This is a genomic window from Acinetobacter sp. SM34 (genome assembly GCF_022012365.1).
GTDB lineage: Bacteria > Pseudomonadota > Gammaproteobacteria > Pseudomonadales > Moraxellaceae > Acinetobacter.
The window spans coordinates 198,071-210,852 of the sequence record NZ_JAKLTP010000001.1 but is presented as its reverse complement, the minus strand read 5'-3'; the positions used below and the strand labels follow the sequence as shown (position 1 = coordinate 210,852).

Sequence of the window (12,782 nt, the reverse complement as noted above, 5' to 3'; positions counted from 1 at the left end):
TAAATCAAGAAACATCTGCCGGGAAAGTAATGACTTTTTCCAGCTTCATTTGTTCAGTCGCAACCATTAATAGACGATCTATACCCAAAGCGATGCCTGAACATTCTGGCATCTGAGGCAAAGCTGCCAACAAATATTCATCGATTGGCATCACATGCAGTCCCAAAGCTTCTCGCTCTGAGTTATCAGCGGCAAAACGGGAACACAATACATCAGCATCAATCAGTTCATCATAGGCATTGGCGAGTTCCAAACCTTCAATATAAAGCTCAAAACGGGCGGCAACCAGCTCACCATCTTCATCGATTTTCGTCTTGGCGAGCGATGCCAGTTCAGGTGGAAAATCGGTTAAAAATACCGGAGTATCAAAACCCAGACTCGGTTCAACAAAATGCGAGAACAGCAGATCGATGTAACCCAAGCGATCATCACCTAAATCCAGATTTAACCCCACCCGGTTACAGCAATCTTTTAATTCTTTTAAGCTCGCTTGCAATGGATTTAAATCCAGACGATCGATGAAGGCATGCTTATAGCTGAGGATGGTCGGACGTACCGAACCAAAACGATGCTTTAAAGTCACATTTAACAGGTCGGTCACTTCAAACATCAGTTCTTTCAGGCTTAATCCGGGACGATACCATTCCAACATGGTGAATTCGCTATTGTGTTTACGGCCATGTTCGTCATCACGGAAGACTTTGCAGATTTGATAAATGGGCCCGCTGCCACTGGCCAACAGCCGTTTCATGGCAAATTCAGGTGAAGTTTGCAGATAGTGGGTCTGCTGTTTGCCTCGTACATGTCGCTGCGCCTGTATGGATGCCAGATGCACATCGGTCACCCCGGCTTGCGACAAGATCGGCGTTTCAACCTCAAGCACATCACGTTCAGCAAAAAACTGGCGAATCTGTGCATATAATTTGGCACGTGCTTGCATAGCCATTAAGTCACAAGTCGGCTGATAAGAAACAGATAGACTCATGCCTTAGGCCCTCCATGTGCAGCCCACTCACGGCGTAAGGGATAGGTTTTACGTAAATAATCAAAGGCTTTTTGATCGACCTTGCCATCTTTTAGGCAGGCGCGTAAGTTCACATCATCCTGGGCAATATCATAAATCTGGGAAAGATATTGTTTCAGTACAGCTTTTAGATCACGCTCTTTGAAATACTGTTCACAGACCGGTAACTGGGTTTCAAATTTTTTGTCAGCCGGATAATCAAAGGTTTTGCAGAATGCATCATAGATCATCTGGGTGCCACGCGCCTTGCCTTCCAGACTGTAACCTGCAATATGCGGTGTAACCAAAGTGATTAAATCCAGCAACTCAGCTGAAATTTCTGGTTCATGCTCAAAGACATCCAGCACCACCTGACGGCCGGTCTTTTCAATATCGGCTATTAAAGCAGCTTCGGACACCACAGGCCCGCGTGCCGAATTAATTAAAATGGCTTCAGCTTTCATGCTTGCCAAAGCTGCAGCATTGATCAGATGATAGGTCGGATGCTCACCCGTCTTGGTTAAAGGCACATGGATGGAAATGGCATCGGCTGTTTTTAATAATTCATCAAATTCAACTTGATTGACTTGTTCGCGTTGTACAAAGGGATCATAACCAATCACATTCCAGCACAGAAGTTTGGCCATAGTCGCCAGACGTGAGCCTACATTTCCCAGCCCAACAATACCCAAAGTAAAAGTATCATTGGCATCAATCAGCTCAGGTTTTAGCTGTAATAAAGCGGTAATCACATATTCAGCAACGGCCTGTGCATTACAGCCTGCGGCATTTGACCAGGCAATCTTGTTGTGTTCCAGTGCTGCAATATCCAAGTGATCGGTACCAATGGTTGCACTGCCCACGAACTTGATCGCACTATCTGCAATTAAAGCTTGATTGACTTTCGTTACCGAACGAACCAAAAGTGCTGCTGCATCTTTAACATCGGCATGGCTTAGGGTACGCCCTGCTTTTTGTTCTATTTCGCCAAATTCAGAAAAGAAATAGTCGGTAAATGCCAGATTTTCATCTGCAACGATTTTCATAATGCAATCCAATGATCTTATGCCGATTATGATAACGCTTAGCACTGCATCTGACCATGCACCTTATAGGTATCGCTTTCTCGCTTTGGACAATTTCACCGACACTAGGCTGCATAAAATAGATAGATGTTATCTTTCCTTGCACAAAAAAAGAACCAAATGCTTTAACAATCCGGTCCAACAGGAGCAAAACAAATATGGATCAAAAGAAGGTTGCTTAAGCTACCTCTCCATCAATAATGCCTTGCAATTTTAAGGCACGCAGCTCATCCGCCGTTTTAAAACGCGATAGAATCTGTTGAGTATGTTCTCCCAACTGCGGTGGCGCATTGCGATATTCTACCGGTGTATCCGAAAGCTTGATCGGAGATGCGATCACTTTAAAGTTTTCATTCAAAGCATGTGGAATATTCACCACCATGTCACGATGCTGAATTTGCGGTTCAGCCAACGCATCTTCAACTAAGTTGATCACACCCACCGGGACTTTCATGGCGTGAATGGCATCGACCCAATCTTTGGCATTTTTATCGAGAAAATATTCCGACAGTAATGCAATCAATTCATCACGGTGTTTGACCCGATCCTGATTGCGCTGAAATTTCACTTCTTGCAATAATTCAGGCAGTCCAATGGCAAGACACAAGTCCTTAAATTGCTTGTCATTACCACAGGCTATAATAAATTCCTTGTCCTTGGCCTTAAAAGTTTGATACGGCACAATATTCGGATGACTATTTCCCATCCGCTTTGGCGAAATTCCAGTGCTTAAATAGTTCATACCCTGATTGGCCAACGTGGCAACTTGTACATCCAGTAAAGACATATCGATATATTGGCCACGTCCAGTATGCTGACGTGCCAACAAGGCTGCCTGAATGGCGATGGTTGAATACAGGCCGGTTTGAATGTCCACAACTGCCACACCTACTTTTTGCGCACCTGCGCCCGGTTCACCGTCTTTTTCACCGGTAATGCTCATCAGACCCGACATACCCTGAATGATAAAGTCATAACCTGGTTCTTCGGCACGTGGCCCATCCTGACCAAAACCGGTAATCGAGCAATAGACTACATTGGGGTTCAGTGCACTTAGACTCGCATAATCCAGTCCATATTTTGCCAGTGATCCGGCTTTATAATTTTCAATCACCACATCGGCAGTTTTGGCAATTTCCCGTATAATTTCCTGACCTTGAACTGAGGCAATATCCACAGCCACTGAATATTTATTACGATTGGCACACTGAAAATATCCAGATTCACGCGTGGCATTGCCCTGCTGGTCTGGCATCCATGGCGGCCCCCACATCCGGGTATCATCACCCACTTGTGGACGTTCAATTTTAATCACTTCTGCGCCTAAATCTGCCAGGATCTGTCCACACCAAGGACCAGCCAATACCCGACTCAAATCCAGCACCCGAATTCCCTGTAATGCACCCATTGTCATTCCTTAATAGAGGAAGATGCCGCACAGACATCTTCCTGTGATTGATTATGATTGTTGTTGTGGATCGTACTGACGGTCTTTAATGAACAGACCCGGTAACACACCTGCGACAAAGTACGCTGCGCCCATTACAATAAAGGCCATGGTGAATGTGCCGCCCGATGCCAGGAAACCAATCGTCGCTGGAGCGATTGCCGCACCGACACGGCCGATGTTATAGGCACCGCCAATTGCTGTACCGCGTACATCTGTAGAGAAACTTTCTGCCATATAGGTTGCATTTACGCCATATGGAATGCCGTATAGGAAGCCAAAAGTCACCAACAAGTACAGAATGTTGTCTGGCGTATTGCAGAAGATAATCACTGGCAAGAACACGGCACTGGCAAGAGTACCGAATACAAACACCGCACGACGGTTAAATTTATCTGCCAGATAGCCTGCCAGAATCTTGCCGAGAATCATGGCGGTATATGAACCCACCATATAGCTGGTCAAGCTCTTAAAGTTCATGTGAACTTCGGTTTCCAGATAGCTTGGCATCCAGTTGTTAATGCCGTAATAACCGAATTGCAGGAAGAATGCCGTAGTCATCCAGAGCAAAAACATTTTGCGATGCTTAAAGTTATTGAAAATCTGCTTGTAGATACTGCCACTTTTCGGTTTTTCCTGAGCAACCACCGCTTTAGGCTGAGTTTTGCCTTGTAGGGCATTCAATTTGGTCAGCTGCCATGATTTGGGTTCTGGCACAAAGCGTTGCAGGAAAATATTGATAAATGCAGGAATCACAGTAATAAAGAACAGAATACGCCAGCCATGATCTGGAATGATCGAACCTGCTAGCAATGTTGCAACAATATAACCGACTGTTTGACCGGTTTGTAGCGTACCCAACACCGTTGTACGGTAAGTGGTTGGCACATATTCGGCCATTAAAGTATTACAGGCCATATATAGTGCGCCAATGCCTAAAGCTCCGATAAAACGCAGTGCCATAAAGTGCTCAAAGCTATGGGTAAAACCTAACAAACAGGTAGCTATCGAAAAGAAAGTCACTGAGTTGGCAATGGTACGAACACGGCCAAATTTATCACATGCCCAGCCGCCCAAGATCCCGCCAATCCCCATCCCTGCGAGTGATGCACTACCTAGAGCACCAGCCTGAAAGGTCGACAATCCAAATTCGGTCTTTAAGCTGGTTAAGCTGTAAGACAGCAACATGATATCGATACCATCTACCACCATGGCAAAATAGGCGAATAGCAACGCCCACTTCCAGGTGTTGGGTCCGATTTTTTCATAGGTTCCAATATTGCGTGGCAAAGAACTCACTGGAGTTCCTGCAATTGTTTGAACGTCATTGTTCATGATTTATTACCTCATTTTCCCAAATGAGTCATCGGCAGTCTCATGTCTATACATTTGCCTTAGCTGTTCTTTATTATTTTTCTTGTGACATCTTTTGAACTCAGGCTTGCAAATGCACAGCTTTACAAGAATGTTTCACGATGAATCCTTTATCTATGTTTATTAATTTTTGAAAACAAAAGCACTCTGGGATGTTCACGAATGAACATCCTGAGTTGATCTAAATGAATTAGTTACAGAATGCGGCAATGCCTGTTTGTGCTCGGCCTAGAATCAGCGCATGCACATCATGTGTACCTTCATAGGTATTCACCACTTCCAGATTCACCAGATGACGCGCCACGCCGAATTCATCACTGATGCCGTTGCCGCCCATCATGTCACGTGCTACACGCGCAATATCCAGAGCCTTACCGCAGTTATTACGCTTGATGAGTGATGTGCCTTCAACCGCAGCAATACCCTCGTCTTTCATGCGTCCAAAACGTAGTGCCGCCTGTAAACCTAAGGCAATTTCAGTCTGCATATCGGCCAGTTTCTTTTGAATCAGCTGGTTGGCAGCCAAAGGACGACCAAACTGTTTGCGATCCATGGTGTATTGATGTGCCGTGTGCCAGCAGAATTCCGCTGCGCCCATGGCACCCCAGGCAATCCCATAACGCGCACTGTTCAGACAGGTAAATGGACCTTTTAAGCCACGCACTTCAGGAAAGGCATTTTCTTCCGGAACAAAGACATTATCCATGACGATTTCTCCGGTAATCGAAGCACGTAAACCGACTTTACCGTGAATCGCAGGTGCAGACAGCCCTTCCCAACCTTTTTCTAAAATAAAACCACGAATGTCACCGACATTACCTTCTTTCGATACTTCTTTGGCCCAGACCACAAATACATCCGCGATTGGACTGTTGGTAATCCACATTTTCGCACCGGTTAAACGGTAGCCACCGTCGACTTTTTTGGCGCGGGTAATCATGCTACCTGGATCAGAACCATGATCCGGTTCAGTCAAGCCGAAACAGCCAATGTATTCCCCCGTAGCAAGCTTCGGCAGATATTTCTGTTTTTGTTCTTCCGAACCAAATTCATTAATCGGCACCATCACTAGCGAGCTTTGTACACTGGCCATAGAACGGTAACCTGAATCAACATATTCAATTTCACGTGCAACCAGACCATAGCTGACATAATTCAAGCCTGCACCGCCATATTGTTCAGGAATGGTTGGACCTAAAAGACCTAACTCCCCCATCTCACGGAAAATGGTTGGATCAGTCTTTTCATGGCGGAACTGTTCAAGTACCCGAGGTTGTAAACGTTCCTGGCAGTAGGCATGAGCGGTATCACGAATCATGCGCTCTTCTTCAGTCAATTGCTGTTCCAGTAAAAATGGATCTTGCCAATTGAACTGCGCTTTAACCGTTTTTTTAGTATTGACCATTTGATTCATCGCTTCCTCTGCTTGAGATCAGTTTTCGTTGTGTTGTAAGTGTTCTACTTTGAGTTCGATGCTATGTGTGAATGATCATTATTTCAAACGATAAATTTACATGTAGATATTCTGTTTCTGCATACCTGAATGCTTCATGATTAATTTTCACAGCTTAGAGCACTGAATCAACTACATGATTAAATGATTTTCAAGACTAAAGTCGAATAGGCTAGGGTTTAAATTATGTCATTTTGAAATATCTGCACGATTAAAGGACTAATCCATGCGTCGAAGTATTCCTTCATTACAAGGCTTGTTATGTTTTGAATCTGCCGCGAAGCATGCCAGTTATACCCACGCATCTCAGGAACTGTTTATTACCCAAAGTGCAGTTTCCCGGCAAATCCAGCAACTGGAAGACTTTTTAGACGTGAGCTTGTTTACCCGTACCCGTCACGGCGTAGAACTGACCCACGCCGGACAGCAATATTATAAAACCATTATCCCCTATTTAAGGGGGCTGGAACAAAGTACGCTGGATGTCATGTCACATAAGGGGCTAGGCGGAACGCTCAAGCTGGGCGTGGTTCCGACCTTTGCCACGCGCTGGTTATTGCCGAAATTACATCGTTTTAATGCCATTCATCCTGAAGTTACCGTGCATCTGGAAACCAGTACCAAGCCATTTTTATTTAATGAAAATATCTTCGATGCTGCCATTTATGCCGGTACACCGCAGCAGATTGAACACTGGCCCGGCACACAAACCCATTATTTAATGCATGAAGATGTGGTTCCGGTATGTTCACCTGCGCTGATTCGAAAGTATTTTCCTGATACTGTCATGCTGAATGAGATGAGTTTTGATTTAACTGCAGAGCAACTGGTTCACCTTCCTTTGCTACAACAGACCACCCGCCCCAGCATTTGGGAAGAATGGTTTGCACATCATCAAATCAAGCACACCAATCCCTTTGAAGGACAACGGCATGAACTATTTTCCATGCTGGCTGTAGCGGCCAATCATGGCATGGGCATGGCCCTGATTCCTCAAATGCTGATTGAACAGGAATTAAAGGAAAAAAAACTGGTGATTGCTTCTACTAAAAAACTGGAAGGTCGCCGTGCCTATTATCTGGTGCATTCCAGCCAGGAGAACTCACCTTTAATTCAAAAGTTTGTCGACTGGATGCAGCATGAATTGTTGATTTCCTCACATAAAAAGCAAGATGAATAATCTCTTCAATTAACATAATAAAAAGTCGATACATGGACATATTTAAATATTTTTATAGGATGGTTTATTTTGAGCAGGCATTAAAAAAGCCCCTGTTTTCACAGGGGCTTTTTGAATTTGGCGGAAGCGGTGAGATTCGAACTCACGGAGGACTCGCACCCTCGTCGGTTTTCAAGACCGGTGCATTAAACCGCTCTGCCACGCTTCCAATGGCGGCTATGATATAAATAAAATACTCTCTTGGCAAATACTTTTCTAAGTTTTTCTTATCAACCGCTTAAAATAAAAACAAAACGCATTAATTTGCTGAATTTTCAGGCTTTTCATAACGAATTTCATTCACATACCACAGCTTTTTACCTAAGGGTGTCAGCACCTGCACTTCATCATCTACCTGCTTGCCCAATAAAGCTCGTGCCATGGGTGAATCAATAGAAATATGCTGAGGGTGATGATCATAAATTTCATCCACACCCACAATACGCAGGTTTTTTTTCTCACCGTCTTCGTTCTCGATTTCCACCCAGGCACCGAAATACACTTTGCCCTCTTGCTCAGGGGAAAAATCAATAATTTTGAGCTCTTCTAAACGTTTGCCCAAGTAACGAACACGACGGTCGATCTTACGTAAAATTTGCTTATTGTACTGGTAGTCAGCATTTTCCGACCGATCCCCGAGACTCGCTGCCCAGTTCACTTTTTTGGTAATTTCAGGCCGTTCTTCATGCCATAAATGTTGTAATTCTGCGACCAGTTTGTCATGACCAGTACGTGTAATTAAGTTAGATTTCATGATGTTTTTTGAAGTTCTGCTTACATTTTGTTTACAAGAATGGTCTATTCTATCCCGTATTTACACACAACTAAAGTTTATAAAATTAATTCTTCAATAAAATTAATTTGTTATGTTACATTTCTCTAAAATTTTTCGTACAAAATTTGACAAGCTTATTTTTCAGCCGTATTATGCGCGCATGTTTTTAGATCGCTTATTTTTTAATCTATGTAGAAATTCTACATTATTCTCCTTTTAATCCAATGTCATTTTTTGAATGACGTCATGTGCCCAACCCTTATTGAATTTATCAAACTTGCAAAAGTCCGAGGCCTGTTTGCCTTTGCTTTTTAGGGCATAAATTACTTGTAGCGGAGACACCATGCACAGTAGTTCTACTTCTGGAGTGAGGCTTTGCCTTAACTCATTAACTTCTTCTCTCCCATTAAAAATTCTTGCATTTACGACTGCATTAATTCCATTCCACAGTATCAATGCAAGTAAATCTTACCAATATGATTCTGTGGTCGATGGCAAACAGCTGACTGTGGTTTCAGTTGAAAATCCAACCACAATATTTCAAGATGGTTCACACCAACATGGTTTTGGTTATGATCTGGCACGCAACTACGCCAACAGCTTGAATGTTAAGCTGGTGTTTAAAACTGTGCCGGATAATGCCACGGCATTGAAATGGGTTGCACAAGGTAAAGCCAACTTTGCCATGACGACAGCAGATGTACGTACTATCGAGCAAAAGCATTTAACTTCTTTTTCTGCAACTTGTGGTGATATCAGCAGCCTGCAGCAAAATGGCCTAAATACCAATCTGAACTGGGTATTTAAGCATGCCAATGACCCATTGACTCAAACTGCAAGTGGTTTTGTCTGTCAAGGTAAACAGTCTGGTTCAATTCGCCGATTGGCTTCATTCTATAATCGGAATGTAGTAGAAGAACAATCATGGGATAACATTCAGCGTGATCTAAATCAGCGCATGCCGATTTATAAGGCCAGCTTTAAAAATACCGCTGCAAAATATGATCTGGACTGGCACTTATTGGCAGCAATTGGTTATCAGGAATCTTATCTAAAACCTAATTCTGTTTCACCGACAGGCGTGCGCGGTTTGATGATGCTGACCAATGGTACCGCAAAGGCCATGGGTGTCAGTAACCGAACCGATCCGGCACAAAGTATTGAAGGGGGTGCGAAATATTACGACCAGATGCTGAGCCGTTATTCAGACGTACCTTTGCCTGACCGTAACTGGTATGCCCTGGTTGCTTATAATATGGGGCCAGGTGCAGTGGATCAGATTCAAGATAAAATCCGTGCACAAGGTCAAAACCCGAATAACTGGGTCAACCTGTATGGTTATTTAGAGCGTAATAAAGCCAGCAATGGCCGTTACCGTCAAGCAGTGCAATATGTAACACGCATTCGTGCCTATTTAGAACATATTAAGACTTCAGAGTTAGTGAATATTTAATTTATTCTAAATACAAAAAAAGCTTACCCTTGGGTAAGCTTTTTATTGCGCTAGATACTAGTTATAGAGACTTAGGCGGTTTGTTCAAGCACTTTCTTGAATAAATCTTTTTGTTCTTGGCTTGGCTTCGCTGTTTGTAAAGCCATTAATTGTGACATATCACCCTGAACTTTAATTTTACCGGTCATGAATGCCTGCATTGCAGCAGCCATATCAAATTCCAGGAACACTTTACGTAAAGTTTCCCCATCCATGTTCAAAGTGGTTTTCGCATTTGAAGATAGACCTTTTTTGATTGCACCACCATCAAGAGACAATTCTGTATTGCCTTGGGCATCAGATACCACCAGGTTGATGGCTAAATTTGCAAGTGCAGGTGGCAAGTTTAAATCACCGGCTTGCGCAGTTAATGTTTCTACAGTTGAAAACCAATCATCAGTTAAAAAGGCAGGCATGATCTTTCCTCAATTTATTTGTCCATTGGTGTCGCCTATCCAGACAACATCTTTGTGAAGCTATTTTGCTTGAAGCTTGTTATAGCATGTAAAATTGTTTTCTGCTTAACGTTTTTTGTACGATGCGTTCAATTTTTATATTTTTAATACATTTCTTAAGTAAATCAGATATATAAAATAGACACCAATCCTGAAATTGGTGTCTAAAGACCATCTTAGTCGGCAGCAAAACCTAAATTGACCATATTGATACGTTTGCTTTGCCCTTCTTCTTCTTCTTCAGTTGAACAACTGCCGGTGAAATCAATTTCACGTTGCGCATCTAAAGCTTCAAAGTCAAACAATTCACGATCCGCCAATTGTGAAGGCGATACATTCTGCATGGCACCAAAAATACTGTGTAAACGTTTCGGATATTGTGCATCCCATTCACGCAACATATTGTTGATCATGGCACGCTGCAAGTTTTCCTGTGAACCACACAAGTTACACGGAATAATCGGGAACTGACGCATTTCTGCATATTTAATAATGTCTTTTTCTTCCACATAAGCCAGTGGACGAATCAAGATATTCTTTTTGTCAGAAGACAACAGTTTTGGTGGCATCGCCTTCAAGCTGCCGCCATGGAACAGGTTCAGGAAGAAAGTGGCCATAATGTCATCACGATGATGACCTAAAGCCACTTTGGTTGCGCCAATTTCCTGAGCAAATCCATACAATGAACCACGACGTAAACGTGAACACACTGCACAGTAGGTTTTACCTTCAGGGGTCAGTTTTTTGGTAATGCTGTAAGTGTCTTTTTCCAGAATATAATAAGGAATGTTATTTTCTTCTAAATAACGTGGCAAGACATCTTCAGGGAAACCTGGCTGCTTTTGGTCAAGGTTGACTGCAACCACATCAAAATTGATCGGTGCAATCCGTTTGAACTGCAACAAAATATCCAGCAAGGTATAACTGTCTTTACCACCAGAAATACAGACCATTACCTTGTCGCCATCTTCGATCATTTTAAAATCACGAATGGCATGACCGACTTGACGGCGAAGCTTTTTCAACAAACGGTAATATGCCGAGCTAGTTGGCAGTTCTGGTTTGAAATTAAATCCTTGTTCGGACTCAACTGGCGAGTACATAGACGAGATTTACCCATAAATAAAAATACCGCGCAATTTTATCCGATTCAGTCCCACATCGCACCAAAAGAATGTAATTTCTGCAAATTGCTTATTACTATCCTTTTCATCTAAAACCCTGATATTTATTTTGACCTTAGCAGTTCAAAAAATAGCCACGATGCTTGCCATTTGTACTTTTCCACAGTTGTCCACAAAACCTGTGGATAACTTTGTGGATTTTAAAACACTTGACAAGGTGTCTGACCTGCAAGTTAAGGCTTCTATTTAAATTGATCATTTTTTGATCAATTTTGTTTTTATTTAAAATCAATAGCTTATATGTGTCAAGTTATCCTGATTAAAAAAAAATTAAAATTTTTTTTGATTACTATCTCTACAAACAGTACTTGATTTTTACAAATTAGTGGGGAAATTAATGGAGTAATGCTTTCTAACTTGTTTTTTTTTGTTAAACTCCACTTGTACTGTTTGGAACAGATGTTTTCTATCTATAAAAATGAAAAATAACTTTGTAAAAACTGGACTTTATTTTTTGGGGTTTGTGGCAGTTCATTCTGTTGCAACGACTAGTTATGCCGGTGAAACCATTTATCAGTTAAAAGATTCGAATGGTACGACCTTGCTCACCAATAAAAAAAATCGTTATAACCATCTTAAAGTCGAAAAAAAGACTTACTACCCAGACAGCAATATCCATAGCTATAGTAACTGGGGTTCATCTGAAGCTTCGGTACTTCCGAGTTATAGTCGCAATAAAAATGTCTTTGACCCCCTGATTAAACAGGCTGCTTCTCAGCATGGAATATCTGAAGGACTGATTAAAGCCGTGATGCATACCGAATCTGGTTTTAATGTCAATGCACGCTCGCCTGTGGGTGCCCAGGGACTGATGCAGCTCATGCCGGCGACTGCACGACGCTTTAATGTTTCAAATGCTTTTGACCCGCAACAAAACATTATGGGTGGAGCAAAATACCTGGCTTGGCTGATGAAACGCTTTAACGGTAATACCTCGCTGGTATTAGCCAGTTATAATGCCGGTGAAGGCAATGTCACCAAATATGGCGGTGTTCCTCCGTTCAAAGAAACACAAGATTATGTCAGACGCGTGAGCAGCCGTTTCAGCAACTTATATGCCAATGGCTTGGGTCATAGCTCAAATTCAACAAAATCTGGTTCCGATGCCGGCAAAATTGTTGCCCAATCCGAGCATTACCCATCTGCTTCATCCACTTCTACCCCTAGCCCGCAACATAGCTATCAGCGCCAGATTATTGTGGCATCCGATGGCCGTTTTACCGATGCACCTATGGGTTCTTATGCCACGGCACATGCCACCGCTTCAGCGAAAATTTCAATTGCTGACAATTAAA

The 12,782-nt window shown here is 42.7% G+C and carries 11 protein-coding genes and 1 tRNA gene; 3 read left to right on the top strand and 9 right to left on the bottom strand.

Annotation, left to right across the window (positions count from 1 at the left end):
• Nucleotides 1-4: 4 nt before the first annotated feature.
• The 5 genes from epmA to LZZ98_RS00965 all read right to left on the bottom strand — a co-directional run bounded on the left by epmA (nt 5) and on the right by LZZ98_RS00965 (nt 6,323).
• Nucleotides 5-985, bottom strand: coding sequence for an EF-P lysine aminoacylase EpmA (epmA, locus tag LZZ98_RS00985; RefSeq protein WP_237786267.1), 981 nt, complete (start codon nt 983-985; stop codon nt 5-7).
• Complete coding sequence (locus tag LZZ98_RS00980) at nt 982-2,049, bottom strand: 4-phosphoerythronate dehydrogenase (protein ID WP_237786266.1); 1,068 nt, start codon at nt 2,047-2,049, stop codon at nt 982-984. Before LZZ98_RS00980 ends, epmA begins: the two co-directional genes overlap by 4 nt.
• 217 nt (nt 2,050-2,266) lie before the next feature.
• Nucleotides 2,267-3,496, bottom strand: a complete 1,230-nt coding sequence (locus tag LZZ98_RS00975; RefSeq protein WP_237786265.1) for a CaiB/BaiF CoA transferase family protein — start codon at nt 3,494-3,496, stop codon at nt 2,267-2,269.
• Between the two features lie 51 nt (nt 3,497-3,547).
• Nucleotides 3,548-4,870 carry an MFS transporter gene (locus tag LZZ98_RS00970; RefSeq protein WP_237786264.1) on the bottom strand — a complete coding sequence of 441 codons (1,323 nt, stop codon included), beginning with the start codon at nt 4,868-4,870 and terminating at the stop codon, nt 3,548-3,550.
• A 229-nt stretch (nt 4,871-5,099) separates the two neighbouring features.
• On the bottom strand, nt 5,100-6,323 hold the full coding sequence (locus LZZ98_RS00965) for an acyl-CoA dehydrogenase (RefSeq protein ID WP_237786263.1): 1,224 nt from the start codon (nt 6,321-6,323) through the stop codon (nt 5,100-5,102).
• A gap of 265 nt (nt 6,324-6,588) precedes the next feature.
• Here LZZ98_RS00965 and LZZ98_RS00960 point away from each other — a divergent pair, with 265 nt between their 5' ends.
• Entirely contained in the window at nt 6,589-7,542 is a 954-nt protein-coding gene (locus LZZ98_RS00960; protein ID WP_237786262.1) for a LysR substrate-binding domain-containing protein, read from the top strand.
• A gap of 118 nt (nt 7,543-7,660) precedes the next feature.
• Here LZZ98_RS00960 and LZZ98_RS00955 read toward each other — a convergent pair.
• Both LZZ98_RS00955 and greB read right to left on the bottom strand, forming a co-directional pair.
• Nucleotides 7,661-7,750 (bottom strand) — tRNA-Ser (locus tag LZZ98_RS00955).
• Between the two features lie 90 nt (nt 7,751-7,840).
• Entirely contained in the window at nt 7,841-8,335 is a 495-nt protein-coding gene (gene greB, locus LZZ98_RS00950; protein ID WP_237786261.1) for a transcription elongation factor GreB, read from the bottom strand.
• Between the two features lie 364 nt (nt 8,336-8,699).
• On the opposite strand from greB, the gene LZZ98_RS00945 reads away from it, so the two are divergent.
• Nucleotides 8,700-9,809 (top strand): transglycosylase SLT domain-containing protein, encoded by a 1,110-nt coding sequence (locus LZZ98_RS00945; RefSeq protein WP_237786260.1) that lies wholly within the window; start codon nt 8,700-8,702, stop codon nt 9,807-9,809.
• 71 nt (nt 9,810-9,880) lie between these two features.
• Here the strand turns inward: LZZ98_RS00945 and LZZ98_RS00940 are convergent, their stop codons facing one another.
• Nucleotides 9,881-10,264, bottom strand: coding sequence for an SCP2 sterol-binding domain-containing protein (locus tag LZZ98_RS00940; RefSeq protein ID WP_086176171.1), 384 nt, complete (start codon nt 10,262-10,264; stop codon nt 9,881-9,883).
• Nucleotides 10,265-10,479: 215 nt separating this feature from the next.
• Complete coding sequence (gene ttcA / locus LZZ98_RS00935; protein ID WP_237786259.1) at nt 10,480-11,406, bottom strand: tRNA 2-thiocytidine(32) synthetase TtcA; 927 nt, start codon at nt 11,404-11,406, stop codon at nt 10,480-10,482.
• A 499-nt stretch (nt 11,407-11,905) separates the two neighbouring features.
• Between ttcA and LZZ98_RS00930 the strand changes: the two genes are divergently transcribed.
• Nucleotides 11,906-12,781, top strand: coding sequence for a lytic transglycosylase domain-containing protein (locus LZZ98_RS00930; protein ID WP_237786258.1), 876 nt, complete (start codon nt 11,906-11,908; stop codon nt 12,779-12,781).
• Nucleotide 12,782 lies beyond the last annotated feature (1 nt).